We start from the raw sequence: 25,760 nt of genomic DNA, 5'->3' as shown, positions 1-25,760 counted from the left end.
GTGTCTAATCAACAATCCCAGCAAAGCCCGTTTCAACAAAGGCTGTATGACATTATTTTTGGTTACCAAAGCAAGGCCGGTAAGCGCTTTGACTTAATATTGGTGATTGCCATTATTGCCAGCGTAACAGTGGTAATTCTCGATTCGGTCAGTGAATTAGAACAGCTTTACCATACCTGGTTTATCGCCATAGAAGTGGTGTTTACGCTATTTTTCACCCTTGAATATATCGCCCGCTTGTATTGTTCTCCGCAGCCAAAAGAGTACGCCAAGAGTTTTTACGGGGTGGTTGATCTGCTGGCTATTTTACCGACTTATCTGGCACTGCTTTACCCTGCCGCTCAAGTAATGTTGTTGTTCCGTTTACTGAGAATACTGCGCATTTTGCGGGTATTAAAGCTGGTGCGTTACATGAGCGAAGCCAATGTATTGCTACGGGCGCTGATGTTGGCAAGACGCAAAATTTTAGTGTTTCTGTTTTGTATCTGCTTAATGACCACTATTTATGGCGCGCTAATGTATGCCATAGAAGGCCCAGCTAACGGTTTTACTAGCATACCTAAAAGCATTTATTGGGCGATTGTTACCATTACCACCGTGGGATATGGCGATATCTCGCCAGCCACTCCGCTTGGACAAGCATTAGCAGCCCTTGTGATGATCACCGGCTTTGCCATTATCACTGTGCCCACTGGCATCGTGGGCGCAGAGCTAGTGAATGAAATGCGCCGTGAGCAAAGTGAGCACCGCTGCCTACATTGTGAGCGCGCCGGTCACGACCACGATGCAGATTACTGTAAACACTGCGGCGCAAGCCTGTTAGAAGAATCATAATTCTGTATTATTCAGGCATTAGTCTGCTGGGCTACACTGAATTAGACAACTTATTAACGGTAAATGTATGGCGATTATTGTAGGGCATCGCGGCGCAGCAGGTAGCGCACCAGAAAACACCTTAGCCGGTTTAGACCGAGCAGTTGAGCTAGGTTTAGAATGGGTTGAGTTTGATACCTTTTTAGCCAGTGATCACCAAGCCATTGTATTTCACGATGAAGACTTAGCCCGCTGTACTCATGGCAGTGGCAAAGTAGCGGAACATAGCCTAGATCAATTGCAAACCATCGATGCCGGAGTAAAGTTTGCGCCAGAGTTTATTGGCCAACAAATCCCCAGCTTGCGCCAATACCTGCTTCACGCCAAGAAACTAGGTTTAAAACTTAATTTGGAGCTTAAGTACCATCAGCAACCTCGGCAACAACTTGCTGAGGCGGTGTTAGCGGAGATCCAACACTGCAATTTCCCTTTAAGTGATTTACTTGTCTCAAGTTTTGATCATCAAATTCTGCTGTTTTTACATAAACATGCCAGCCAAATAGACTTAGCCCAGCTATATGAAGCTCCGCCCGAAAACTGGCAACAACAGCTTTCCGATATTAACGCTGTAGCATGCCACTGTAATTATAAAGAACTCAGTGTGGCTCAAGCCAAACAAATCAAACTGGCGGGTTATCGTTTGTCTACATACACTGTAAATGAGCCCACCGAAATCACCGCATTGTTGCCATGGCTGGATATGGTTATTAGTGACTTTCCTGAGCGATTTTTATAGACCCTAAGCGTGCGTTGTGGATGTGCGCTTAATTCGCAGGAAGCGAGCTATGACGCCAGTAAACTTATCACCCGAGCAACAGCTCAAAGAACGTATTCTCGATCAGGTATTGGCCTTTTTATTAGAGGGCGATTGGCAGCAAATTGAGATGAAAAACATCGCTAGCCAATGTGGAATTAGCGACGCTGAACTGAATGAATGCTTTCCCAGTTTGCAGTCAATTACCTCGGCGGTAAATAGCCGACTAACGCAAAATTTTATTCAGCATTTGGATTTAAGCAGCCGTGAAAGCTTACGCCTAACTTGGTTAGACAGCTTAGAGTCACCACGCTTTCGCGCGATTGTTCATTTGTTTATTGATGCTTCTCAGCAAAAAAGTGTGGCGTGGCGATTAGCCAATGTTGGTTGGAACCAGTTCACTAACCATGTGGCCAGCCATTTAGGCTATCAAGCGGTAAACCAAGACCTACCCTGGTTGCTTGGCAAGTCGATGCTCAAATTTATTAACCAGCGGGGACGTACTCCCCTCAAAAGCGTAGACAGTTAGCTGATTAGCTATTCTAAGTCCTCGGCAATAATTGAATAAACCGCCGCGTGGCAAGGTTTGCCATAATCCAATACTCGCGCACGTGCTAGGCATTCAAACTGAGCACCAGCCTTTTCAGCCACTCTGCGGCTAGCAAAGTTTTCTTCGGCTATCACTAGCTCTAGGCGATTAAGCTGCAGGGCATTAAAGGCATAGTCGGCCATTAAACGTACCGCTTCTGTGGCAATGCCTTTGCCGCTCGCACTGTCTTTTATCCAATAACCTAGGTTGGCAGCGCGGTAATTCCATTCGATGCGATTAATCGCAATAGCCCCTAAAAACTCGCCACCTTGGCAGGCAAAGATCCCCATATCAAAAGCAATGTTCTTGGCAATGGCTGCTTGGCTTAGGGCCAGCCATGAACGGCTTTCGTCTTCAGGGTAATCCTCTTCCATCCAATCTAACCAGCGACAACCGCTAATGGCGGTTTCGCGCACTGCCCGCGCATGGGCGCTAACATCACTGGGTAGGTAAGGGCGAATAAGCACGTGCTTGCCTCGCATCTTTAACTCCTAGGCTGGCAAATTACTATAAACATAGGCTGCAAACCCTATCCACGACAAGCCCAGCAATATCCAAGGTAGCGCCTGCAGCTTACTTACACTTTCAGTTTGCGGCTCCGCTTGGTTTTCGACTTGGGTTTCATTTTGCTGGCGAGCCTGCTTTTTACGGGCTTTGTCGGCTTCACGCATTTTAGCTTTATGCTGCTTTTTGTATTGCTCAATCCCTTTTTGAATACCTGCCGATATCAATTTGGTTTGTTCTTTGGTTTGCCCCGGTCGTTGATTGGCTTTTGCTATCGCATCTGCCGTTGCTACTGTTTCTTCCGAGCTTTTTTGTTTCTGTTGCTTTGCCACATTACCTCCTAGCGTTCTGTATTACTTTGAACTATCCCGCTACATAAGTCTAAAAGATCACGCAACTATAATAAAACAAAGCCTTTTTTAAAGAGTAACTACCTTGATCATTTTTTTATAACAGCCTTCGGCTTACACTAAATGAATTTTTTTGTTCAGGGAGAATAACGAATGAACACCCCACTACTTGGGGCACAAATGTTACTTGTTGCATTTGGCGCTACCACCTTAGTACCTCTATTAACGGGAATAAGCCCTAACCTCGCACTATTAGGTGCCGGTATTGGTACTTTAATCTTTCAGTTTTGCACCAAGCGACAGATTCCTATTTTCTTAGGAAGTTCATTTGCCTTTATTGGCCCAATTATTTTGGGCACACAACAATTTGGCCTACCGGCAACCCTAAGCGGCTTAATGGCCGCAGGTTTAATGTTCATAATTATTAGTGCCGTGGTAAAAGTACGCGGCGTTAAAATAATTGAGCGCTTTTTACCGCCAGTTGTTGTTGGCCCAGTAATTATGGTGATTGGTTTAGGCTTAGCGCCGGTTGCGGTAAACATGGCCTTAGGTAAGACCGGTGATGGTTCTGCGGTATTGGTTGAGCAAGATCTCGCGCTTCTTATCTCACTAGCTGCCTTATTCACCACCATTGTGATATCGATTTTTGCCAAAGGCATGCTAAAACTAATGCCGATCATTAGCGGTGTAGCGGTAGGTTATATATTAAGTTTGTTCTTTGGCTTGGTGGATTTTACTGCAGTAAGCGAAGCGGCTTGGTTTGCTATTCCAGAATTTGTTACGCCAGAATTTAATTGGCAGGCCATTCTGTTTATTGCCCCTATTGGTTTGATTGTTACCATTGAACACTTTGGCGACATCTTAGCCATTTCCAACGTAACCGGTAAAAACTTTGTAGAAAAGCCGGGCATTCACCGCTCATTATTGGGTGACGGTTTAGCCACCATGACGGCTGCCAGCTTTGGTGCGCCGCCAGTGGTAAGTTACGGCGAAGTAACCGGTGCAGTCAGCCTGCTTAAAACCTACAACCCTATCATCATGACCTGGGCTGCGGTATTTGCAATTGGCCTAGCCTTTGTAGGCAAAACCGGTGCCTTATTACTGTCTATTCCAGTACCGGTGATGGGCGGCATTATGTGTTTGCTATTCGGCGCAATTGCCGCCATTGGTTTAAATACTTTAATTAACAAGCAAGTTGATTTATCCATTCCACGCAACCTAGTGATTGTTTCAGTAACCTTAGTATTTGGTATTGGTGGCATGGCGGTTGGCGTAGGCGAATTTACCCTCAAAGGTGTGGGTTTATGTGGCATTGTAGCGATTATTCTTAACTTGGTATTACCACAAGAAGAGAAAGCTGCTGAAGCTAAATAGGCTTAGTTTAATACTAAAAAGGCCAGCATCCCGCTGGCCTTTTTTTTACTACTTATTTAAAGGCTTAGCTAAACATCGATAGATGGGTTTGGTTAAAGTTACTCAAGCTTGGGAAGAGCTCAAGCACTTCGCTATCACTTAAGCCAAACCAGCGCGCTAAACTTGCGAAGTATTGCTCGTTGGCCACTTGAGGGATCATTCGCCCGCCACCAACATCGTAAGCACTGTCTAGCGCTTGTTCGATCACCGAACCATAAATTTCGCCACCGTTCACCGCGCCACCCATCACTAATTGGTTGCCCGCCCAGCCGTGGTCGGTGCCGTCTCCATTTGAGCTTAACGTTCGGCCAAAATCAGACATGGTAAAGGTGGTTACTTGGTCAGATAAACCTAAGGTAGTCATGGCTCCATCAAACTCAGCCATAGCTTCGGCAAGCTGCGCCAACAAAGCTGGGTGATTAACATTTTGATCGTCGTGAGTATCAAAACCGCCCATGCCCACAAAATACACTTGGCGCCCTACCCCAAACTGAGATTGCACCGACAAGGTTTTTGCCACCGCTAACAGTTGTTGAGACAAATTGGCGTCGCCAAATACATCGGTGAATTCTTCAGCACTGCCCAGCGCTTCGTTAAGCTGCTCCGTGTTGCTAATAGATGTATCCAACTTATCGCTGTAACTTTTAGCTAAGGGGTGACTGGCACGGCTAAACATTTGCTCGAGCTGCTGCCTAAAATCTTGGGTACGCTGAGAGGTGCTGTTGTAAGCATTTACCCGAGTGATGCCCGATTTATTCATCGCAAAGGGAATCGCATTTGGGCCAGTTTGCCAGAGGTTATTTCCAGACAAAGAGATGTTTGAACCAAAGCTGTCATGCTGATTTAGCAACTCCAGTATGCGCCCGCCCCAACCGTAGTTAATGCTCTCTTTTTCTCGACCTTGCATCCACGTGGCTTGCTGGTCGTTATGCGAAAACAAGTTATTGGGTATCGCGGCACTTTTAGCTTTGTACTGCTCCAAAGTAATTGGCGCAACTAAGCTACCAACTCCAGACACCACTGCAAGCTTGTTACTATTAAACAAAGGCTCAATCGCTGACAACCCCGGATTTAAGCCGATGCCACCGTCAACTGCGGTAACTGGATTAATGGCTATTGAATCGCTCACTGCCAAGTTTTGTCGGCTATTTAAATAAGCTGCTAAGGGGTCGCCTTGCTGAGGGATCAGCATATTAAACGAGTCATTCCCCCCTTTCAAAAAGATACATACCAAGGCTTTAAAGCCATCGGCATTAGCCGCGGGCGTTGCCAAACTGGTCATTGCCTTTAACTGCATACTGGTAAGTGCCGCCATTGACACGCCACCCTTTATGCACAGCGATAGAAATTCTCGCCTGTTTTTATAATTCATCTCAGGCTCCTAAAGCTGAACAATGTAGTCGGGAGATACCGACACGGTAAATAATATAAAGGCCACCTGCTGATAAGGTGTCCAACTCGACCAAATATCTTGCACTTCACGCAGGGTCTGGCGAAGGTCATCGCTCATGCCGCCGCTATAAAACAAGGTATCGTAGTAGTCGAGTAAGGCTTCTAAGCCCTGCTGCTCAAGAATATCTACATGCGCTTGCAGGCTAAGCATGATGCGTTTGTCACTTGGCTCAGAGATTAGCTCTTTAATGTTCCACAAAAAGCCGCTGTATTGATTATTAAATTGGCCAATCAGTGCAGCATCATTAGCAATTTGTAGCTCTGGCGCCACAATATCTAGCTCAAGTAAATCGGCTGGTTGATAGTCGGGTCTAAAGAAGTTGAAAACTGATGGTGAGCCTAGCGGGGTTTGTCCGTGGCTGTCGTTAAGCGACCAAGTGAAATACCAGTTAGCTGGGCTTGCTGCATCCAACTCTCGCCAGAATTGCACAGTACGCAATAAAGGCTCACGAATTTTGCCGTAGTAGGCAATTACGCCTGAGTTTTGTCGGGCTTCGTCATCTAGCAAAATTGCACTGACTACTGCCGCTAAATCACCGCGCTCACCACTGCCGTTGTCATCAAATACATTGGCCACCCGCTCAACATATTGCGGCGTTGGATTAGAAGTGACTAAACGTTGAATCAGCTGCTTAGAGATAAACGGCGCAACATTGGGGTGCTCAAAAAGGTTATCTAGGGCATCGCGCATATCATCTTCTGCTGTTTGCCCACCTGCTAACACCACGCCACTTAACAAGGTTTTGTCTTTTTGCGAGTGGTAATCAGCGTAAGCTTCCATAGGAATAGTAAAGTTACGACTTGGTCGAGTCCAACGTGCGCTAGCGCCGAAGGTCCAGCCGGTAAACACCCTAGCAAAGCCTTCTATTTGATCTTGGTTATAAGTGGCAATGGTATTGCCTTGGCCATCCAGTTTAACGCTACCATCTTGGTTCAGCTCAGCCAGGCCAATGGTAAATAACTGCATAACTTCACGAGCATAGTTTTCGTCTGGACGAATATTTAGCTCTTCATCAGCTTTTTCATTACCTAAATGGCTTAAAAAGGTACCCATCACCGGCGATAAGGTGACATCTTCCAATAAATCGCGAAAGTTACCAAAAGAATGAGTTAGCAAAATATCTTGATAATGGGCCATGCCTTCTGGCTCAGCACGCAAGGCATTGTTGCTATCGGATACCACAAAAATTTCACTCAGAGCGAAGGCAACACGCTGACGAAGTTGATCCGGTGCGTTCAGCGAGGCCTTCCACCATGCATCAATTCGATTGATTTGGTTTGGTTCTTCGCGATCAGGATAATTAGATACTAAAGGTAAGTGCTGGGTGATTGGCAACTGCATTTGCTCAGCCAACCACTCTTGCTCGCTTATGCCAGTGGCCTCATCAATTTCACTGCCCTTCGGCCCTAAGGTAGCTTGGTGCAACAGGCGCGCTGCTTGTGAGCTGCTCATTGCGCGCTGCACTTCAAAGCTTAAACGTTGGCGAGTGACTTGCTGTTGGTCGTTAGTAATGGCAACTTCAAAGGTATAAGTATCAGCGCTAAGGCTAGCATTGTCATCGGGAACAATTTCTAGCTCTAAGCTGTCGCTTTGCTCAAAGTTAATGCTAGGGCCAGATACTTGGCGCCATTCCACTTTACTAATGGTGCCAAGGCCAGAGGCTTTTGCTCTTAGACTTACCGGCTGCCCCTTGCGGGCGGTTTCACTTAACTCTACTTCAACTTCTGCATTGGGCTCTTGTGGCTGTGCAGGTGCTGACTCAGAGCCCCCGCCACCACAGGCAAACAATGACAAAAGCAAAGCAATACTAATCAGACTTCGCATTAACACGTCCATGTTATTAACAAATAAAAAAATAGAGTGTCTAGAAACCACACATAGAAATCAACAACTTGCTAACATATGGTTTATCTACACCTGTTAGCGCTACTTTACACCAACAATATGATTAATAAGCGTACAAGGCTCTAAATATGACCAAAGTAGTCTACGGCTAGTTTATAGGTGGGATACTCAGCACAATGAACAACTGGGCTTTGCTAAGCGAGCGGCTGAGCATAAGCAAGCGCTCATATTATTGGAAGATAACAATTCGTTAATACCAGTTAGATGGCAAAACTGCGAAGAACAAGGCGCAATACTGCGCACAACTAAGGCCCAGTATTGCTAAAAACTTACACCCACAACAGCACTACGCAGCCCGCGGTTAAAAATGACATGGTGATATTAAAGCGCTGTCGTGCGATAGGAGCACTTAACCAGCGGGCAATAAACTTACCAAAGCTCACCCATATTGAGCCAGTCACAGGATTTACCAAGAAAAACGTAAGTACTAAGGCCCAAATAGATTCCCAATAAGCTTCGCCCGGTAAAGCAAAACTGGCCACTGCCGATGAGGTCATCATCCAAGCCTTGGGGTTTAAATATTGAAAACCCAGTGATTCAAAAAAGCTTAGAGGCTTGGCCATCTGCTGCTTAGCCAACTTACTTTGCTGCAGAATACGTAAGGCAAGATAAAGCAAATAAGCACTGCCCAATATCTTTAAGGTCCATTGCACACTTGGGTATTGCTGAAACACCCAACTCAATCCCAAGCCCATCAGTAAAATCATCGTTGCAATGCCCGTTGGGATCCCTGCCATTTGCGGAATCGAGCGCTTGTAACCAAAATTAGCGCCAGAAAAGGTTAGCAACATATTGTTGGGCCCAGGCGTGCCAGCCATTACAAAGGCAAATAACACCATAGATGAAAACAACGCGATATCCATACTGTCCTCCCAAAATTAAAATTGTATCGATACAATAAGCAAAATCGCTCAAAAAACCTTAGTTAACTCTCAATATTCACGCTAATATAGCGGAAACCAGAGATCAAAAGGTTTATTGTCATGATGACAATTTGGCAAGGCTTAGATAATACAGCGAATAAGGCAACTCAGATTGTTGAACAAGTTCGCCAATTCATTGAACAACAACAGCTTAATCCGGGTGACAAACTGCCGCCACAGCGACAGTTAGCAGAATATCTAGGCGTAACAGTGGGCACTATTAGCCGCGCCTATGCACAAGCCGAGCTGCAAGGTTTAATAGAATCAAAAACCGGCAGTGGCAGTTACATAAAAAGCCCAACCAATTATCAGCAACAATGGGGCAGCTTAAAGGGCAATAACCAGCATATTGAACTATGGCAAAACACCGCCTTTACCCAAGCCCGAGCTCAACAATTGGTGCCCTTGCTACAAAACTATGCCCAAGCGGGCGAGCAGCTTGATCAACTGCTAGACAATGACCAGAGTCAAAATCTACTGGCGCAGCGAGAATCGGTTTGCGCTTGGTTAAATCACAACAGCGATAGCTTTAAGCCCGAACAATTGTTTTTTAGTTATGGCGCTCAGCACGGCTTAAACCTGTGTTTAATTGCCCTTGAGCTGGCAGGCGAACGGGTATTGTGCGAAGCCTTGTGTTATCCCGGCTTAATCACCTTGGCTAAGCAACTAAAAATAGAGCTTAAAGGGGTAGAGTTAGACCAAGATGGTATTTGCCCAAACAGCTTGCTAAGCCATATTGAAAAGTATCACCCTAAAGCTTTGTACCTCACTCCCACCTTGCAAAACCCCACCACTGCAATCATGCCAGAGGCTCGACGCCAACAAATTATTGATATTTGCGCCGCTCACCAAGTAATCATTATTGAAGATGACGTATGTGGATTGCTGCCAGATCAACGCCCACCCGCCATGGTTGAGATGGCGCCTCAGCAAGTTATTTACATTAATAGCTTTTCGAAAGGGGCTTTTAAAGGGCTAAGGTTTGCTTACTTACACACTCCAGCTCACTTACAAACAGCCTTTAACAGCGCCATACGCGGCAGTGTTTGGAACATTAGCCCCTTATTGGTCGACGTTGCCATTCAGTGGATACAAGCAGGTTTTGCCGACAAAGCCCTAATAGAGCAAAGGCGCTTAATTGGCCAGCGCGCCCAATTGCTTCACCACCACATGGCAGGCATGGATTATAGCTATCAAGAAGGTGGCCTGCATTGCTGGTTACGCCTACCTGCAAGCTGGCGCTGCAGTCAATTTGTTGCTGCAGCTCAGCAACAGGGTGTTGAAGTCGCGGCAGCCGAACATTTTGTGGTAGACAATCAAGACAGCCCCAACGCTGTGCGCTTGTCTTTAGGCCAAGCTGAATCTAACCAACAACTCGATCAAGGTTTAGCAATATTGGCCAAGCTGCTAAATACCGCACCAGAGCAAAAACGGCAAATATTCTAAAGCCTAAAACCTCCGATAAACTTGCATCTGCGCTGGTCTCTACCTAGACTAGCGCAATATTGCCAGCCTTGGCTGCGCCCTCTTGTTTCTTCAATGTCGAGACTACACTTTGTTAAGCTATCGCCACTCTTATCATGCAGGCAACTTTGCCGATGTACTTAAGCACTTAGTACAACAACGCATCATTTCTTACCTTACACAAAAAGATAAACCTTTGTGTTACATCGACACCCATGCGGGTGCAGGTGCCTATAGCCTTAACAGCCCAGAAGCCAAGAAAAAGAGTGAATACGAAAATGGTATTGGCAAACTGTGGGACGCCGATGACTTACCAGAGTTAGTTAAAAGCTACTTAAAGCTGGTAAACCAAATTCACCCAGAGAAAACCCGCCAGCATTATCCTGGGTCACCGTGGATAGCCAAAATGCTACTGCGCCGCGAAGATCGCCTATTTTTACACGAGCTTCACCCGAGCGAGCAAGCGCCGTTAAATAGCTTATTCCAACGGGACCGCCGCGCCAAAATTCGCCAAGAAAATGGTCACCAAAGCGTAGTGGCTTTAATGCCACCAAAAGAGCGCCGTGGCTTAGTGCTCATTGACCCATCGTATGAAGTAAAAGATGAATACCAAACCGTAGTTAAAACTTTAAAAGAAGCCCATAAACGCTTTGCTTCAGGTAGCTATGCACTTTGGTATCCGGTGGTCGATCGCTTCCGCATCGACAAGCTAGAAAAGCAGCTGATTAACAGCGGCATTCGAAATATTCAACTATTCGAATTAGGCATTCGCCACGATAGCGAAGAGATGGGCATGACCGCCAGCGGCATGATTGTCATTAACCCGCCGTGGACGCTAATGAAAGAAATGCAAGAAGTCCTGCCCTACCTTGCAGAAACACTAGGCGAAGAAGGCGAAGGTAATTGGCGCGCCGAAGTATTAGTAGAAGAATAAACAAACACCTCAAACTGGCGCACTCTGCGCCAGTTTTTCTTTGCCTTAAAGCTTGCTAAACCCAACCAAAAACAGGTAAACATGGACACGCCGCATACCGATATATCAGCTCCAATGGTTATCAACATTCCGATCAAAGAATCAAACGAAGCATTAGTGTCCATTGACGGACATATTGACTACGGACCTCCACCAGAATCGCCGTTAACACGAGCTAACTACAAGCTTCTTCGAGAACAAGTATTAGTAAAACTCCTAAAAGTAGAGGCTGGATTACCCACCGGTTTAAAACTAAGGCTCTATGAGGGCTACCGCTCACCGAGTTTCCAACAGCAACTATTTATTCAGCACATGCAGCGCGTTTTATCAGCCGAACCTAAGTTAAACAGGGAACAGAGCTATAGAAAAACAGCATTGTTAGTGGCACCCACCGAAACAATAGATGGAAAACCTTTGTCCCCTCCTCACTCAACTGGGGGAGCTGTGGATATAGAGATCATCGACTCAAAAGGAAAGGTCTTAGACTTTGGAATGGAAGTCAAAGATTGGCATAAAGTGTCTAACGGGCTTTGCTGTAGCAACTGTGCTGACATTTCTTTACGAGCACAAAACAATAGGCTATTGCTAGCATCGGCAATGCTGAAAGAGGGCTTCGTCAACTATACAAGAGAATGGTGGCATTTTTCATACGGCGATCAATATTGGGCTTATTCTACAGAGGCGTCTCACGCCGTTTACGGGCGTATTGAGTAACAAGTACCAATATATTAAAACTACTAACTCTTTGGCCTCACTATCAAACACGACCCAGCTGCCAAACATCAATCAATTTAACCAGCTGCGTTCATCGCTTATCCCTATACCTCACCATTTAGCAACCTAGCCCTCAAGCCACTCAATTTAGCTCCTCTTAATAAGCTGTCGCTAGTTCCTATTTTCCAGCTCCTTTAACTGAACTGTACAAACTAAACTCAACAATTAGTTGACTTAATCAACCAATGTAAATATAGTTGACCAAATCAACTAATATACCAGCGTAAATCAGGAGATTCACTTTGAATACACCCATGAGCCTTGACCTTACTACTGAGCTTCAGCCTAAAAGTCCGCCTTTGATTCAAAAGGTCTTGGTGGTTCTGGCAATGATGACGCTAATGGGCGGGTCGTTAACCGGAGTGATGACCTATTTTAATCTTGGTTATAGCCCCCTATTTTTTAAGCAATGGCTATCAGCCTTTCTGCTAGCTGCGATTACTGTTATGCCAATAGGCTTTGCACTGATGGCAGCAATTTCTAAAGCCGCAGAAAAACTGTTTCCCAACTTGCCAAGCAATAAACGTGATATTGGGGTGGGTATTTTAATGGCGCTCATCATGGAATCTGGGATGGCCTTTAGCACTAGCTTGAACAATGTGGGCTTAAGCGATGGAAATGCGTTTTTTTCTGCTTGGTTACGTAGTCTTGTAGCCGCACTGCCAGTGGCAATAATCCTAATGACCACGGTTTCACTTACTGTAAAACCCAAAATAGAACGATTTTTGAAAAGTTAATATTTGCTCCAACGCGCTTTTAGTTAATCACTTAAACCAAATAACCAAAGGTAACAATATGAACTCTAAAATCAGCAAAAATAAGCACTACCAAATCACTATTGAAGAGTTGAATGCCGATCAACAGCCAGCTAATAGCTTGCAGTTTGATTACCAAGATAGAGAAGACTTGTTCAAGTTAGTGGAACACTTAAACGCAAGTAGTGGCTTAGAAAACAACGATGCTAAAAGGCTTGCGGTGTCATTACGCCTAATCGGTCCCTTAATGATGCAAAATCGTAAACACCCGTTATTTGATGAGTTTTTCCCTCATTTTAAAACCTTTATGCAGCATTTAAAATCAAGCGTAAAGCAAGCTAGCGCCAGCAACTAGCTCCAACTAAGCTTGCTTAGTAAATGGCAATTCAACAAACGCTAACTTTTGTATTTGATCTAAAGTTTCCTATGTACCTAGGGTGAGTAAACGGAGAGAACAGTAATGAAAATAGCCGTAACCGCAGCCAGTGGCCAGCTTGGCGCTGCCATTGTAAAAGCCACCGTTGCTTTAACTTCAAAACAAAATGTCATTGCCTTAGCTCGCTCACCAGAAAAAGCCAAGCACTTAGGTGTAGAGGTTCGATTAGGTGATTACAACCAAGTGGAACAGTTAGAACAGTCACTACAATCGGTAGACGTTGTTTTACTGGTTTCAGGTATGGATGCGCCCGATAAGCGTATTGGCCAACACCGAAATGTGATTAACGCGGCCAAGAAGGCTGGAGTTAAAAAGATCGTCTATACCAGTGTGCAAGGCGCTGAAGAAAACACTGCATTTTCACCGGTGATTCAAAGCAATCGTCAAACTGAACAGGATATCAAAGACAGTGGCTTAGACTGGGTAATTGGCCGCAACGGTATCTATATTGAGCCAGATGTTGAGTACATCGAGAACTATAAAAAAGCCGGAAAAATCACTAACTGCGCAGGCGACGGTAAATGTGGTTACACCATTCGAGACGAATTGGCTTATGCCTATGCCCACATGCTTACAGAAACGAAACACCATGGCCAAACCTACAATTTGCACGGTGAAGCTTTAAGCCAATACCAACTGGCTGAGTACTTAAACCAAGCCTTTGATGCAAACTTAAGTTACCAGCCAATGAGCGTTGCAAACTACCGCCTAGATCGAATCGAAGAACTGGGTGAATTTATTGGCAGCGTTATCGCTGGTATTTATCAGGGAATTGCGGAAGGAAAGTCCGATAACCCTAGCCATTATCAGCAAGCAGCTGGCAGAGCTCACCAAACTTGGCCAGACTACTTTAACCACTTAAAACAGCAACAATAGTAAGCTCGGCCACTGCCCTGCATGGCAGGTACTAACAATGCGCAGCTAACCAAGCTTGGCTGCGTTGCGCTAGTTCAGGAAAACTAGCTTGATACTGCCAATACCAGGCTAAATCCAACAGCTCAACTGCCGCTTCAAGTAGTGTAAATTGCTTTTCACTTAAGCCAGAAGCCGCCAGCAAGTCTTGCCGCTGCTGCGCAGTAACAGGGCAGCGCACCGCAACACTGGCGGCGTCCCAACCCTGCATAGAAGTAGCAGCATACTCCCAATCCAATACAAACAATTGCTGCTCAGGGCTAAGCAACAAATTTTCTAAGTGCAAATCATGATGATTAAAGGCTTTGCCGCTTGGCCAAGCCTGCACCTTTAGCCATTTTAGCGCTAGTTGGCGAAAGCGACTGGCTGGAGCAGCATCAATATCACTCACATAGCGAGTGAGGTAGTGAAGCATGTCAAACTCGGGCAAACCTTGGCCTAGATTTGGCAAACTGTTTATCAGCATTAGTAGCTGTTGCCAAACAGCATCATCAAAGCTGCTTAAGCCACTAAGCACGGTGCCAGCTTGGTAGTGATAGAGGAGAAACTGGCCATCAAAACTAAGCGGGTGTATGTCTATAACCCACGCTTGCCCTTTAAGCTGTTGTAATACTTCTCTTTCGCGTTGATAATCCAAGCCATAACAAGGCTGTTGTTGATTAAGCCGCAATACCAAGCGCTGATGTTTGGTGGCCAATAACCAAGAATGCTGATGACCACCAGCAAAACGGTCTACTGTTAGAATATCGCCCAGTTGTTGTTGCAAGTAAGTGGCGATGGATTCTGGGAGTGGAGAGTTGGACAAGGTGGCTTCCGGCGGTGGTCTTAAATCTATTATCAAGGAGTGTAAGATGAAAAAATTGCTATGGCTAGCCTGCTGTACTCTCAGTGTATTTGGCCTTAATGCCCAAGCAAACAGCGAGCTAACGGTTTATACCTACCAAAGTTTTGTGTCTGACTGGGGCCCCGGCCCAGCCTTAAGTAAAGCCTTTGAAGCGCAGTGTGACTGTAGCGTGAATTGGGTAGGTTTAGATGACGGCGTAGCTATTTTGAATCGCTTAAAACTAGAAGGTAAGCGTAATAAAGCCGATGTTATATTAGGCTTAGATACCAACCTAATCCCTGAGGCCGAAGCCATTGGCGCAGTGCAAGCCCACCAACTAAGCCTGCCAAAACTGGCTATAGACTGGCAAAGCAACAACTTTGTACCTTTCGATTACGGCTACTTCGCCTTTATTTACAACACTGAATCCTTGAAAAATAAGCCCAGCTCGATGAGCGAGCTTATCAACGAATTTGATGGCACCATTCTTTACCAAGATCCTCGCACCAGCACCCCTGGACAAGGCTTAATGCTTTGGCTAAAAGCGTTATATGGCGATGATACCGAGCAAGCTTGGAGCAAGTTAAAAGACAAAACTGTTACCGTAACGAAAGGTTGGAGCGAAGCCTACGGCATGTTCTTAAAAGGCGAAGCCGATTTAGTATTGAGCTACACCACCTCGCCGGCTTATCACATGGTCGCCGAGCAAGAAAACCGCTATCAGGCTTTAGAGTTTAGCGAAGGTCACATGAGCCAAGTTGAAGTGGCCGCAATTAGCGCAACCAGCCAACAAGTAGAATTGGCACAGCAGTTTTTATCCTTTCTAGTAAGCGCACCTGCTCAACAGATTATTGCCACAACAAACTGGATGCTGCCGGTAAACCCTGAAGCAGAGCTGCCAGAAGCATTCTCAAGCTTAGTAACGCCAAAGCCCTTGAGCATTGACCAAGCAACAGTGAGCCAGCAGCGCAAAGCGTGGACCAAAGAATGGCGCAACGCAGTTAGCCAATAAACAGTGATGAAGAATCTGGCGGCAATTGCGGGTTATACCGCCAGCGCGTTCCTCGCTTTGGTGGTATTGGCCGCCTTTTGGGGCTTAGCCGAGCAAACCAAAGAACTAAGCTGGAGCGCCTTTAACGACCCCTATTTATGGCGCGTACTGCGCTTTAGCCTTTGGCAAGCCCTACTGTCGGCATTGTTGGCCTGCGCCGGCGGTATATTAGTTGCCCGAGCATGGTTTTACCTGCAGCCCGCCAGCCTCAACTGGCAATTGCGCCTCGCCAATTTGTGTTTTGTTTGCCCAGTAATTTTGGTGGTATTGGGCTGTGTAGGCAGTTTTGGTTTAAACGGATTTTGGCAACAGTTATCGCCATTTTCTTGGAAGATCTACGGCCTACCCGGCATTTTGATTGCTCACAGCTTCCTCAATATGCCCTTAATAGCACGCTACTGTTATCTGCAATACCAAGCTATTCCAGCCAGTTATTGGCGCCAAGGTAAGCAACTGGGGTTTTCTCAGCTTCACTATTGGCGATTGATTGAATGGCCAATGTTACGCTCTCGCCTAGCTGGATTATTTGGTTTAGTCTTTTTGTTGTGTTTTGGCAGCTTTACCATTGTGCTGGCGCTAGGTGGCGGCCCACAAAGTACCACTCTAGAAGTGGCTATTTACCAAGCGCTTCGTTATGACTTCGACCCATTGTTTGCGCTTCAATGTGCCTTGTTACAACTGCTTATTGCCGCCAGCTTAGGCTGGTTACTGCTGGGACGCGAGCAAAATGACAGCGTTCGCCATCAGCAAAGCCTAGAGAATATTCAACAAAGCTCGTCGCTAACACGCAGCGCTCATAGGCTGATCATTGCTCTTTATTACCTGTTTATCGCCTCAATCGTGCTGGGTATGTTTAGCCCACTAAGCGCTCTTAGCTGGCAAGCTTTACCTTGGCAGCAATGGCTAGAAAGCAGTTTATGGTCTTTAAGCATTGCCGCACAAAGTGTGCTTTGGGTACTGCTGTTAGGCAGCGCTTTGCTTTGGCAATACAGCACCAACTTAAGCCAAAACAAAGGAGCAAAAAGGCACAAAGGCCAAGAGTTGTTGGCTTCTATCATGTTGTTAGCACCCGCAATGGTGATCACTACTGGCCTGTTTTTTCTATTGATTAGCCGCAGCGACATTAGCCGCTATACCGTGCCCTTAGTTGCGCTAATTAACGCATTAATGAGCCTGCCTTTTTACATGCGCAGCTTAAAACCTGCCCTTAATGACACAGTTAAGCAATACGCCAAACTCAATCAAAGCCTAGACTTACCCGCCCTTAGCCAAGTGCGTTTCATTTATTGGCCATTAATGCGTAAGCCTTTAAGCGTAGCGGTAAGCCTATGTATGGTTTTATCCCTAGGAGACATGGGAGTGATAGCGCTGATTGGCAGTGTAGATGTGACCACCCTGCCACTGCTGTTATTTCAACAATTAAGTAGCTACCAATACGCCTTAGCCAGCGCCACTGGGCTCATTATGCTAATACTGTGCGCTATTATATTTTACTTACTCGACATAAGCCTAGGACGACACCATGCTGAGCATCTCTGAGCTGCAATGCCAACGCCACCAGCAGCAATTTAATTACTCACTGGAAGTAAAGCCAGGTGAAGTGGTGGCTTTGCTGGGTGCCAGCGGCAGCGGTAAGAGCACCTTGCTGGAGCTTATCTCTGGTTTTGTGCCTGCCAGCCAAGGAAGTTTGAACTGGAAGGGTGATGACTTGTTGGCCTTGCCAATTAGTCAGCGGCCAGTTACTTCACTATTTCAACAGCACAATTTGTTTCACCATTTAAGTTTAAAGCAGAACATCGCTTTGGGTATTAGCCAGCAACTCAAACTTAATGCTGCCCAGCAACAGCAAGTCTCTGACATCGCCGACAGCTTAGGCATCTCGGCGATCTTAGATAAACGCCCAGACCAAGTGTCTGGTGGTCAACAGCAACGCGTCGCGTTAGCTCGCTGCTTAATTCGCCATCGCCCGATTCTATTGTTAGATGAACCCTTTAGCGCGCTAGATCCAATGCTACGCCTAGAGTGCTTAGAGTTAGTTAAACAACTCGCCGAGCAGTATCAGCTAGCGGTATTAATGGTGACCCACCAATGGCAAGATGCCTTGCGTGTTGCTCAGCGAGTGGCTTTCATCGAACAAGGTAAGACTCAGCAGTTTGCCAGCGTTAAGCAGCTTGAGCAATCGCCCGCCAACCAACATATTGCCCACTACCTGGCTTGCAGTTAAGCGTTAAGTTAGCAGTAAAGTTTGCTAGCTTTCTGCCGATAAAAGCTCAATGGTTCAGGTCAATCTTAGGTTAGAGCTCACTTATGCAGGTTAATTACAATCTCCAAGCCGCCTCGTTAGAGTCGACCTATCAGGCGCGTCAGCGTATCGAGGGCACCGCACCTCGTCAAACCATCACCGAATACACGGCTCAGCGTCAAATGACCAATCCTGGTACTGCTGTATTTGGCAACAATGATGTTCAACCAGGCTTAACGGCCACCCAATTGCGCGATAGTGATGATGCGAAACAAGCCAATCGAAAATCAATCCGTGAAGCAATGGGTCGCAGTGTGGACCAATCTGCAACACATATTCGTTTGTACTTTCAATACATGGAAGATAAAGGCAAGCGCGGCCCGCAATTGCTAGCTCGCGCTTAAGCGTTATTTGGCTAAAGCCAGCTGATACTTGCTCATTATTTCTTGCAACTTTCCCGACAAACTCAATTGCTCAAAATAAACATTAAGCTGTTCAATACTAAGCGCTGAGTCATTGCTAAGTAAGGCATGCAAGCTGTAAACAGGGCTAAAGTTATCCACTGACTTAAGTGACGTTAATAAACTTGGCCTTTGTCGAGTCAGCGGTAAATAGTAGCTCTCATTGACCATGGCAAAGTCTACCCGACGCTTTAGTACCAGCTTAATGCAATGCATCACATGCGAGCAGGTTTTAACGGCAAAACCCTCATCGGATAAATGTTCTCGCTGGTGCAGTTCATCAAACAACACCACACTGTAATTGTGCTCGGGTTTGAACAAACCATGCTGCTGATAATCATGCGCTTGGTGAGTGAGTAACAAATTTCTATCTAACACCAAGGGAAGACTCTGTTGCACATTAAGCGGCTGCCAAGCCCATTGTAGGTTTTCAAACAAAATCAGCTCGAAACGTTGCCGAGAGAACGCGGCGTGGCGATGATGCCGAGAGGTAGAAACAAAACGAAAGGAATACTTATCTTGTAGGTGATTAAGTGCCCTTAGTATATCTAAGGTTACGCCGCTATAACGGTTGGTAGATACATCATGAATCACATAAGGAGGGTAGTCGTAACCGCCAACTTTAATCTCTATAAGCTGCTTAGCATTGCTTAAAAAAGGCCAAAAAAATAGTAAGCCCCATGCATACACGCGGATCGTTGCCATCTACACCCCAAAAATCACCATCCAATAAAATATAAAATAAACATCAACAGCACTAAACCACATATATTCATAAATGCCTTATCAAGCACACTTTGACTCATTTAAGCTTCTCTATCAGCACACAACACATAGCAATTAAATCTAAAATAAACAGCTATTCAAGAATAAAAAACCAACATAAAAACAAAAAGGCCTAATTTTTGCTTTTAAAATCGCAGTATCAATATTTTGACTCGTAGTTTGAGGATTTTTAAGTGAATAAAGCTTTATTACCCAGTTTAGTGGCTGCTGTTATGCTAAGTGGCTGCGGAGGAAGCGACAGCTCGCCTTCTACGCCTAGTGCTCCCAAATACAATTGGCAAATTATCCAATTGCATACGGTTAAAGAAAGTGACCTAAAATCGGGCTGCATTGTTTATGGCACCGCAGAAATAGACCCAAGCCGGGTCATCACCGCCTCAGTCGCCAATGCTGGATACAATATTTTGTTCCACAATGCCGATGGTTCAATTATTGAAGAGCACACCATTCCGGCCATAGATGTGCCTAGCAGTGGCATCGTGAGCATTGACAGTAGCTTGGTACCAGAAGACGGCTATGTATCGCTTGAAGAGGTAGATGGCAACTTAAGCGGCAACCCTGATGTATATATGTTTGGTGTGGAGAAAGAACTGTTAAGCCATAAAGTACTTAACGTACGCTCAACACAAACCGGCAGCGAGTGTTATAAAGGCATAGACTATCGCTCAATCAGCGATACCGCCGATTCAGCAGCATTAACCGTACTTCAAGAAAGCGGTGTAAGTTACTACCAAACTAGCTATTCGGCAGATGCAGTATCTGGCAGAGATATCGCCTCTCACATCCCGGTTATCTCCCCGCTTCCCGCCGCCCGAGATACTTTAGTTACCGCTTTTTACACCAGTAACAACGACCAACATACTGACCTCGCTTATTATGGCTTCATTGAGCCAAGCTATGTTTACGACAGCGAAGACTACGATGAAATTACACCGGGCGAACTAAACAACCAAGATCTCATGCCAATGTATTGGCAAAGTGCCGCCAACCTAGACCTTGATGAAGGCAGTGCCATCTTGGCGATTCACAACAATCAAAGCTATCAATGGCAAACCCTTTACCATGACGTTGACCAGTTTACTATTGCCGCCAACTACAGTGAAGTTAGCCACTGGCTAGGTTTATTCTCTGGCGTCAGCAACGATAGCTCTTGGCAATTTGAAAGTGTAATGGCCATTGATGATCAAGACAGCGGCTTAGAATTAAGCCTACCTGACTTAGCACCCATAACTGGCGTAGATATTCAGCAGCAATGCCCTACTGCGCTAGATAACGCTAAGTACTGTATCGACAATGCTGGCAGTTTTTCTGAAGATGACTTTGCTCTACAACGTAGCCACGTAAAAGTGCTCACCAACAATAATCGCGCTTTCTATCAAAGCATTTATGCCCAAGCTAAAGCACAGCAACCGCTTTTAGAAAGCAGTGCCATCGAGCTATCGATTCAAGAGATTGAAGGTTTAGAGTTGGCGCTGATAGAGGGTGAATTAGCAAGTACTCAACAGGATTACTTTATGGCTAAATACCTTGATACTAGAAGCATCGCAGAAACCGGTCAGGTAAGTGCATTTAGTGATGCCAATGGATTTATCATCACACCAGATGACTACCAAGACCTTTATTTAGATATGCTAAAAAGCAGTACCACTGTGGTTCAGCAAGCTAAATAAAACACGAAGATGTGCACTTAGCTGCTTGTGATAGCGCTAGGTGCATTTTTGGCGTTATTCTAAGAAAGACGCAGTGCTTCCACTGCGTCTAATCTGTGTGCCAATAAAGTGTCAACATTGTCACCGTGCTCGGGGTAATAGGCCCAGCCCATTTTTAAGCTATCTAAAGCCACACCTTCTAATTGTCGTTGCAACTCGCTGGTGAGTTTGGCCGCTACTGCGTCTACCGCTCCCCTGCTAGTGCCATATAACAAGGCAATTAACTCACCTTCTTTAAACTGAGCAATGCTGTCTGAGCGGCGCAACTGTTCTTGCAAAACTTTAGCGACGATGGCGCAAACCAAAGAGCTATCGTCACTGGCGTAATGCAGAGTAAGAATGGCAAAGGGTTCGTGATTGCGCTGGCTTAAACGCATGGCTTGAATAAGTAACTCGCGAAATAGCGGCGCTGAGAGTAAACCACTTTGTGGATCGCGCAGCTTTGCCTCATCGTTTATCACAGGCATGGTTAAAGGCAACACACTTGCTAGCAAGTATTGCTGCTGTTGAATTTCGACCGGCATTCCGTGAATACGCAACCACTCGTCATCGCTATGGCAATAGTGACAAAAAAAGGCTTGCTGGTTTTGTAAGCTAGTATGCAAGGCTTGCTGAAAGGCGGCGCGGCAACGAACGTCAATGCGTTCCAGCCATTGCTCTAGGTTAAGCTGTTCTGAACGACCATCTTGCCAGGGGTAGCGCACCGACACGTGGCCGTTATCTGGTTGCAATAACCAATATCCGCTATCGGCCTCTACAATGCCATGAAAAAAACTTACCAGATCGATTTCTGCCACTACTACATCCCTGAAGTTTGCGTGATTATCAGTATAGCAGAGTTAAATCATAGGCTTAGCTTAAGCGTGGGAAAGCAGCTGGCAACCAAACGCTAAGTAAATAAAAAGGCCGAGCAAGCTCGGCCTTATAAATAGTTTTATTATTACTAAATAAGCTCTAAGTTTTGCATTACATTGCGAATGCGTGTCTTAGTAGAGTCTGATAACTCTGTTACCGGTAAGCGGCACTCTGCTTGGCATTTATTTAGCAAAGACATCGCGTACTTAGCACCGGCCGGGCTAGGCTCGGCAAACATTGCTTGGTGCAAAGGAATCAACTTGTCTTGAATCTCACTGGCTTTAGCGTAATCACCATCTAGGGTAGCTTGCTGCATTTGAGCACACAGTTTAGGCGCAACATTGGCGGTAACCGAAATACAGCCTTGGCCGCCACTCACGTTGTAAGATACTGCTGTAGCATCTTCACCGCTTAGCCAGCAAAAGTCTTGCTCGACTAATTGACGTTCAAACAATGGGCGAGACAAATCACCAGTGGCATCTTTAACACCAACAATACGCGGCAACTGTGCCAACTTAGCGATAGTGCTTGGGCTTAAATCTACCACTGCGCGTGGAGGAATATTGTATAAAACAATCGGGATATCGGTGGCATCGTGCAACATCTTAAAGTGTTGGAACAAGCCGTCTTGATTTGGGCGGTTGTAATAGCCCGCTACATGCAAGGTAGCATCGGCGCCAGCTTGTTGAGCAGCCTTAGTATATTCGATGGCTTCAATCGGGTTGTTGGAACCAGCACCAGCAATTACAGGCACTCGCCCTTTCGCTTGCTCTACTACCGCTTTAACTACAGCAATATGCTCATCGTGAGTTAAGGTTGGGCTCTCACCCGTTGTACCTACAGGCACAATACCGTGAGTACCTTGGCCAATATGCCACTCAACTAACTCGCGAATCGCTGCATAATCTACTTCACCTTCAATAAAGGGAGTAACCAACGCTACTATCGATCCTTTAAACATGCCCGCTCCATCACTTACTTCAAAAATAAAAAAACCCGGTCACAGTGGCCGGGTTCAAAAACGTTTTTTCGATTTAGTTACACCCAGCCGTTAACCACCCGCGTTTTAATTCGGGCCGTTTATACTTCTTCAATTCTAAAGAAAATGGCAACAAGGTGTTGTCCTTAACAATCAAAATTCTTGCTAGCTAGTTTCCTTAGCACGCAGTAAAAGTCAAGTAACCTGAAAAATAAATCCGCATAAGTTCTCATGAGATAGCCTTTTCCTTGAAAACTTTTTATTATTGCGGCAACCACGCCCCAACCAAGCCAGATTATGAATACCTCTCCTCACGCCACTAGCCAAGTTCTTGCTCGCCATGATGACTTGTTCACTCAACAGCATTTAGTTGTAGCCGGTCAGCTAGCCGACAACTACCCCTTGAGCTTGCTAGAACAGGTGGCATCGTTGCAGGTGTGTTGTAGTCATTTTGGCCACCATCAGTATTTCGCCAAGCAGCAAAATAGCAAACTTACTAGCCAGTTTAGCGCTGCACCTAAGTTGGCCAGCAATAGCAACGCTTTGTTGCTATTTATGCCTAAAGCCAAACAAGAAGCCGCCTATTTATTTGCCTGCATTTTGCCGCAGCTACAAACAGGCGCAGAGATATTTGTAGTGGGCGAAAACCGTGGTGGAGTTAAAAGTTGTGAAAAGCTGCTGGCTGAATTTGGTATTAAGGTAAACAAAATTGATAGTGCGCGCCGTTGTGGGCTCTACTTTGGGGTGCTAGATAAAGCTGCGCCCCAATTTGATGCCAGCCCATGGCAAAACAGCTTTGAAGTAGCACTTCCTAATGCCTCGCTCAAGGTGAAGTCACTGCCAGGGGTATTTAATCACGGTAAACTCGACGATGGCAGCCAATTGTTATTAGAGCACTTGCCCACTTTGCATGGCAGCGTGCTCGACTTTGGGTGCGGTGCGGGCATTATTGGTGCAAGCCAGGCACTATTACAAAATGTAGACATAAGCCTGCTCGATGTGAGTGCATATGCCATTGCTAGCAGTAAGGCTACTCTGAAAGAAAATCAACTCACTGGAACAGTAATTGCTTCGGATGGTTTAAGCGAGGTGAAGCAGAGTTTCGATTTTATTGTAAGCAATCCGCCTTTTCATGCTGGAATTGATACCCAGTATGAAACCACCGAGACGTTTCTTGCTCAGGCAAAACAACACTTAAACGCCAACGGTGAACTGTGGTTAGTCGCCAACAGTTTCTTACAATACGAAGCACTAATAAAGCAGCACTTCTCCCGCTTTGAAAGTGTACTCGACAACAAAAAATTTAAGATTTTACGTTGTTGTATATAGAAAGAACGTTTTTTTAATGTGGAATTACTAAAACCCAGATTCTGCTATTTACATTAAGGTAAATATCTGGAAACTAAGCCAAGCCACTTTGAAAACGATTTCACGAAACTGACACAATTACAGAGGTACAAAGTCTCATGGCAGGAATTCTTACAATGATCCTCGCTGGTGGTGAAGGTACTCGCCTTTATCCACTCACCGACAGCCGCACTAAGCCAGCGGTACCATTTGGAGGAAGTTACAGGTTGATCGACTTTGCCTTAAATAACTTTGTTAACTCTGACTTCTTAAAAATCTACGTGCTAACTCAGTTTAAATCGCAATCGTTAAACATTCACTTGCGCCAAGCTTGGCACCTTTCAGGTATTACCGACCGCTTTATTGATGCGGTTCCAGCGCAAATGCGAGTAGGCAAACGTTGGTACGACGGCACGGCAGATGCTATTTACCAAAATGCCCGATTTATTGAAATAAACGAACCGGAACATGTATGTATTTTTGGTAGCGACCATATTTACAAAATGGACGTACGCCAGATGGTAGACGAACATCGCCGTAAAGAAGCTGCACTTACTGTGGCTGCGATTAAAGTACCTAAAGCACAAGCCGACCAATTCGGCATTATCGAAGTAGACGAAGAAGGCCGCATGATAGGTTTTGAAGAAAAACCTAAAGTGAATCCTAAAACCATTCCAGGCGATCCGGACCACGTACTAGCGTCTATGGGTAACTACGTGTTTGAACGTAAAACCCTGTTAGAAGCACTATACGACGATGCTAAAGAAGACAGCTCTACCCACGATTTTGGCCATGATATCATTCCAAAACTCTACCCTCAGGGTAAGGTTTTTGCTTATGACTTCACCCAAAACACCATTCCTGGCGAATCGGTAAGTGGTTACTGGCGCGATGTCGGTACTTTAGATGCCTATTGGGCGGCCCACATGGACTTGTTAGATGAAGAGCCACCGTTCTCACTGTATAACCCCAAGTTTCCGCTGCATACCCATTACCCACCGCTACCGCCAGCCACCTTTAAGGATGTTGGCGACAAAAAGGTAAGCGTAAGCCAATCACTGATTTCTGCAGGTAGCTTTATTTTAGGCTCTGAGGTAAACCGCAGTGTATTTGGCTTTAGAAGCCACGTACGCCCAGGTTCGGTGATTAGCGAATCAGTGTTAATCGGTAACTGCAGAATTGGTGAAGGTTGTCAGATCCGCCGCACCATCATCGATAAAAATGCTGAAATTGCGCCTGGTACCATCATTGGTGAGAACCTCGAGGAAGATCGCAAACGCTTTACGGTATCCCCAGAAGGGATTGTTGTGATACCGAAAAATGCCAAGGTTGGCTTTTAAGCTACAAATTGCCTTGAAAACAAATAAGCAATTACTCTAATATTGAACCACATAAGGCACCCTCTGGTGCCTTAATCGTTAAGGAGTGC

General features: G+C 45.6%; 26 protein-coding genes. 17 read left to right on the top strand and 9 right to left on the bottom strand.

The features are described 5' to 3' along the window. The 3 genes from G6R11_RS01545 to G6R11_RS01535 all read left to right on the top strand — a co-directional run bounded on the left by G6R11_RS01545 (position 1) and on the right by G6R11_RS01535 (position 2,156). Positions 1-834 carry an ion transporter gene (locus G6R11_RS01545; RefSeq protein WP_163130809.1) on the top strand — a complete coding sequence of 278 codons (834 nt, stop codon included), beginning with the start codon at positions 1-3 and terminating at the stop codon, positions 832-834. Between the two features lie 67 nt (positions 835-901). After that, the gene (locus G6R11_RS01540) at positions 902-1,609 is read left to right on the top strand and encodes a glycerophosphodiester phosphodiesterase family protein (protein WP_163130805.1); all 708 of its coding nucleotides are present in this window, start codon (positions 902-904) and stop codon (positions 1,607-1,609) included. A gap of 49 nt (positions 1,610-1,658) precedes the next feature. Beyond that, positions 1,659-2,156, top strand: a complete 498-nt coding sequence (locus tag G6R11_RS01535; RefSeq protein ID WP_163130802.1) for a TetR/AcrR family transcriptional regulator — start codon at positions 1,659-1,661, stop codon at positions 2,154-2,156. Positions 2,157-2,164: 8 nt separating this feature from the next. Here G6R11_RS01535 and G6R11_RS01530 read toward each other — a convergent pair whose 3' ends face one another. Together G6R11_RS01530 and G6R11_RS01525 are read right to left on the bottom strand one after the other, a co-directional pair. Further along, positions 2,165-2,698: a GNAT family N-acetyltransferase gene (locus G6R11_RS01530; protein ID WP_163130799.1), complete on the bottom strand. Its 534-nt coding sequence runs from the start codon at positions 2,696-2,698 to the stop codon at positions 2,165-2,167. 9 nt (positions 2,699-2,707) lie between these two features. Next, positions 2,708-3,052 (bottom strand): DUF2956 domain-containing protein, encoded by a 345-nt coding sequence (locus G6R11_RS01525; RefSeq protein ID WP_163130797.1) that lies wholly within the window; start codon positions 3,050-3,052, stop codon positions 2,708-2,710. A 171-nt stretch (positions 3,053-3,223) separates the two neighbouring features. Between G6R11_RS01525 and G6R11_RS01520 the strand changes: the two genes are divergently transcribed. Next, the gene (locus G6R11_RS01520; RefSeq protein ID WP_163130794.1) at positions 3,224-4,444 is read left to right on the top strand and encodes a uracil-xanthine permease family protein; all 1,221 of its coding nucleotides are present in this window, start codon (positions 3,224-3,226) and stop codon (positions 4,442-4,444) included. A gap of 64 nt (positions 4,445-4,508) precedes the next feature. Here G6R11_RS01520 and G6R11_RS01515 read toward each other — a convergent pair whose 3' ends face one another. The 3 genes from G6R11_RS01515 to G6R11_RS01505 all read right to left on the bottom strand — a co-directional run bounded on the left by G6R11_RS01515 (position 4,509) and on the right by G6R11_RS01505 (position 8,704). Beyond that, a complete protein-coding gene (locus G6R11_RS01515) occupies positions 4,509-5,855 on the bottom strand; it encodes a DUF1501 domain-containing protein (RefSeq protein WP_163130791.1) in 1,347 nt (448 codons plus the stop codon). Between the two features lie 9 nt (positions 5,856-5,864). Next, positions 5,865-7,760 (bottom strand): DUF1800 family protein, encoded by a 1,896-nt coding sequence (locus tag G6R11_RS01510; protein ID WP_240352375.1) that lies wholly within the window; start codon positions 7,758-7,760, stop codon positions 5,865-5,867. Between the two features lie 350 nt (positions 7,761-8,110). Further along, positions 8,111-8,704, bottom strand: a complete 594-nt coding sequence (locus G6R11_RS01505; protein WP_163130785.1) for a LysE family translocator — start codon at positions 8,702-8,704, stop codon at positions 8,111-8,113. A gap of 120 nt (positions 8,705-8,824) precedes the next feature. Between G6R11_RS01505 and G6R11_RS01500 the strand changes: the two genes are divergently transcribed. From G6R11_RS01500 to G6R11_RS01475, 6 genes are all read left to right on the top strand, one after another. Continuing rightward, positions 8,825-10,210, top strand: a complete 1,386-nt coding sequence (locus G6R11_RS01500; protein ID WP_163130782.1) for a PLP-dependent aminotransferase family protein — start codon at positions 8,825-8,827, stop codon at positions 10,208-10,210. A 109-nt stretch (positions 10,211-10,319) separates the two neighbouring features. Next, positions 10,320-11,162: a 23S rRNA (adenine(2030)-N(6))-methyltransferase RlmJ gene (locus G6R11_RS01495; RefSeq protein WP_163130779.1), complete on the top strand. Its 843-nt coding sequence runs from the start codon at positions 10,320-10,322 to the stop codon at positions 11,160-11,162. A gap of 81 nt (positions 11,163-11,243) precedes the next feature. Continuing rightward, complete coding sequence (locus G6R11_RS01490) at positions 11,244-11,915, top strand: M15 family metallopeptidase (RefSeq protein WP_163130776.1); 672 nt, start codon at positions 11,244-11,246, stop codon at positions 11,913-11,915. Between the two features lie 302 nt (positions 11,916-12,217). Further along, on the top strand, positions 12,218-12,712 hold the full coding sequence (locus G6R11_RS01485; protein WP_205472534.1) for a DUF2798 domain-containing protein: 495 nt from the start codon (positions 12,218-12,220) through the stop codon (positions 12,710-12,712). Between the two features lie 58 nt (positions 12,713-12,770). Beyond that, positions 12,771-13,085 carry a DUF3861 domain-containing protein gene (locus tag G6R11_RS01480; protein ID WP_163130773.1) on the top strand — a complete coding sequence of 105 codons (315 nt, stop codon included), beginning with the start codon at positions 12,771-12,773 and terminating at the stop codon, positions 13,083-13,085. A gap of 105 nt (positions 13,086-13,190) precedes the next feature. Beyond that, a complete protein-coding gene (locus G6R11_RS01475) occupies positions 13,191-14,042 on the top strand; it encodes an SDR family oxidoreductase (protein WP_163130770.1) in 852 nt (283 codons plus the stop codon). 31 nt (positions 14,043-14,073) lie between these two features. On the opposite strand, the gene G6R11_RS01470 is transcribed toward G6R11_RS01475, so the two are convergent. Then, on the bottom strand, positions 14,074-14,883 hold the full coding sequence (locus G6R11_RS01470; protein ID WP_163130767.1) for a phosphotransferase family protein: 810 nt from the start codon (positions 14,881-14,883) through the stop codon (positions 14,074-14,076). A gap of 46 nt (positions 14,884-14,929) precedes the next feature. Between G6R11_RS01470 and thiB the strand changes: the two genes are divergently transcribed. From thiB to G6R11_RS01450, 4 genes are all read left to right on the top strand, one after another. Continuing rightward, the gene (gene thiB, locus G6R11_RS01465; RefSeq protein WP_163130764.1) at positions 14,930-15,913 is read left to right on the top strand and encodes a thiamine ABC transporter substrate binding subunit; all 984 of its coding nucleotides are present in this window, start codon (positions 14,930-14,932) and stop codon (positions 15,911-15,913) included. 3 nt (positions 15,914-15,916) lie between these two features. Then, a complete protein-coding gene (locus G6R11_RS01460; RefSeq protein WP_163130761.1) occupies positions 15,917-17,491 on the top strand; it encodes an ABC transporter permease subunit in 1,575 nt (524 codons plus the stop codon). Continuing rightward, positions 17,475-18,176 (top strand): thiamine ABC transporter ATP-binding protein, encoded by a 702-nt coding sequence (gene thiQ / locus G6R11_RS01455; RefSeq protein WP_163130758.1) that lies wholly within the window; start codon positions 17,475-17,477, stop codon positions 18,174-18,176. Before G6R11_RS01460 ends, thiQ begins: the two co-directional genes overlap by 17 nt. An 83-nt stretch (positions 18,177-18,259) precedes the next feature. Beyond that, positions 18,260-18,598 (top strand): hypothetical protein, encoded by a 339-nt coding sequence (locus tag G6R11_RS01450; protein WP_163130755.1) that lies wholly within the window; start codon positions 18,260-18,262, stop codon positions 18,596-18,598. A gap of 3 nt (positions 18,599-18,601) precedes the next feature. Here the strand turns inward: G6R11_RS01450 and G6R11_RS01445 are convergent, their stop codons facing one another. Then, positions 18,602-19,360, bottom strand: a complete 759-nt coding sequence (locus G6R11_RS01445; protein WP_163130752.1) for an amino acid ABC transporter substrate-binding protein — start codon at positions 19,358-19,360, stop codon at positions 18,602-18,604. Between the two features lie 254 nt (positions 19,361-19,614). Here G6R11_RS01445 and G6R11_RS01440 point away from each other — a divergent pair, with 254 nt between their 5' ends. Then, a complete protein-coding gene (locus tag G6R11_RS01440; protein WP_163130749.1) occupies positions 19,615-21,111 on the top strand; it encodes a hypothetical protein in 1,497 nt (498 codons plus the stop codon). Between the two features lie 59 nt (positions 21,112-21,170). Here G6R11_RS01440 and G6R11_RS01435 read toward each other — a convergent pair whose 3' ends face one another. After that, positions 21,171-21,947, bottom strand: a complete 777-nt coding sequence (locus G6R11_RS01435) for a diguanylate cyclase domain-containing protein (protein WP_163130746.1) — start codon at positions 21,945-21,947, stop codon at positions 21,171-21,173. A 146-nt stretch (positions 21,948-22,093) separates the two neighbouring features. Continuing rightward, on the bottom strand, positions 22,094-22,966 hold the full coding sequence (gene dapA, locus G6R11_RS01430; protein WP_163130732.1) for a 4-hydroxy-tetrahydrodipicolinate synthase: 873 nt from the start codon (positions 22,964-22,966) through the stop codon (positions 22,094-22,096). Positions 22,967-23,281: 315 nt separating this feature from the next. Between dapA and rsmC the strand changes: the two genes are divergently transcribed. Together rsmC and glgC are read left to right on the top strand one after the other, a co-directional pair. After that, on the top strand, positions 23,282-24,313 hold the full coding sequence (gene rsmC, locus G6R11_RS01425) for a 16S rRNA (guanine(1207)-N(2))-methyltransferase RsmC (protein ID WP_163130729.1): 1,032 nt from the start codon (positions 23,282-23,284) through the stop codon (positions 24,311-24,313). Positions 24,314-24,429: 116 nt separating this feature from the next. After that, positions 24,430-25,671: a glucose-1-phosphate adenylyltransferase gene (glgC, locus tag G6R11_RS01420; RefSeq protein ID WP_255494537.1), complete on the top strand. Its 1,242-nt coding sequence runs from the start codon at positions 24,430-24,432 to the stop codon at positions 25,669-25,671. Positions 25,672-25,760 lie beyond the last annotated feature (89 nt).

Origin of the sequence: Agarivorans sp. Alg241-V36 (genome assembly GCF_900537085.1) — a bacterium.
Lineage (GTDB): Bacteria > Pseudomonadota > Gammaproteobacteria > Enterobacterales > Celerinatantimonadaceae > Agarivorans.
The sequence above is the reverse complement of the archived record's forward strand: the minus strand, read 5'-3'. Positions and strand labels throughout refer to the sequence as shown.

Bases quoted from the DNA above. Each gene is read 5' to 3' on its own strand.
- G6R11_RS01540 (WP_163130805.1), top strand. From the start codon at position 902: ATGGCGATTATTGTAGGGCATCGCGGCGCAGCAGGTAGCGCACCAGAA.
- G6R11_RS01535 (WP_163130802.1), top strand. From the start codon at position 1,659: ATGACGCCAGTAAACTTATCACCCGAGCAACAGCTCAAAGAACGTATT.
- G6R11_RS01530 (WP_163130799.1), bottom strand. From the start codon at position 2,698: ATGCGAGGCAAGCACGTGCTTATTCGCCCTTACCTACCCAGTGATGTT.
- G6R11_RS01520 (WP_163130794.1), top strand. From the start codon at position 3,224: ATGAACACCCCACTACTTGGGGCACAAATGTTACTTGTTGCATTTGGC.
- G6R11_RS01515 (WP_163130791.1), bottom strand. From the start codon at position 5,855: ATGAATTATAAAAACAGGCGAGAATTTCTATCGCTGTGCATAAAGGGT.
- G6R11_RS01510 (WP_240352375.1), bottom strand. From the start codon at position 7,760: ATGCGAAGTCTGATTAGTATTGCTTTGCTTTTGTCATTGTTTGCCTGT.
- G6R11_RS01505 (WP_163130785.1), bottom strand. From the start codon at position 8,704: ATGGATATCGCGTTGTTTTCATCTATGGTGTTATTTGCCTTTGTAATG.
- G6R11_RS01500 (WP_163130782.1), top strand. From the start codon at position 8,825: ATGATGACAATTTGGCAAGGCTTAGATAATACAGCGAATAAGGCAACT.
- G6R11_RS01490 (WP_163130776.1), top strand. From the start codon at position 11,244: ATGGACACGCCGCATACCGATATATCAGCTCCAATGGTTATCAACATT.
- G6R11_RS01480 (WP_163130773.1), top strand. From the start codon at position 12,771: ATGAACTCTAAAATCAGCAAAAATAAGCACTACCAAATCACTATTGAA.
- G6R11_RS01475 (WP_163130770.1), top strand. From the start codon at position 13,191: ATGAAAATAGCCGTAACCGCAGCCAGTGGCCAGCTTGGCGCTGCCATT.
- thiB (WP_163130764.1), top strand. From the start codon at position 14,930: ATGAAAAAATTGCTATGGCTAGCCTGCTGTACTCTCAGTGTATTTGGC.
- thiQ (WP_163130758.1), top strand. From the start codon at position 17,475: ATGCTGAGCATCTCTGAGCTGCAATGCCAACGCCACCAGCAGCAATTT.
- G6R11_RS01450 (WP_163130755.1), top strand. From the start codon at position 18,260: ATGCAGGTTAATTACAATCTCCAAGCCGCCTCGTTAGAGTCGACCTAT.
- G6R11_RS01445 (WP_163130752.1), bottom strand. From the start codon at position 19,360: ATGGCAACGATCCGCGTGTATGCATGGGGCTTACTATTTTTTTGGCCT.
- dapA (WP_163130732.1), bottom strand. From the start codon at position 22,966: ATGTTTAAAGGATCGATAGTAGCGTTGGTTACTCCCTTTATTGAAGGT.
- rsmC (WP_163130729.1), top strand. From the start codon at position 23,282: ATGAATACCTCTCCTCACGCCACTAGCCAAGTTCTTGCTCGCCATGAT.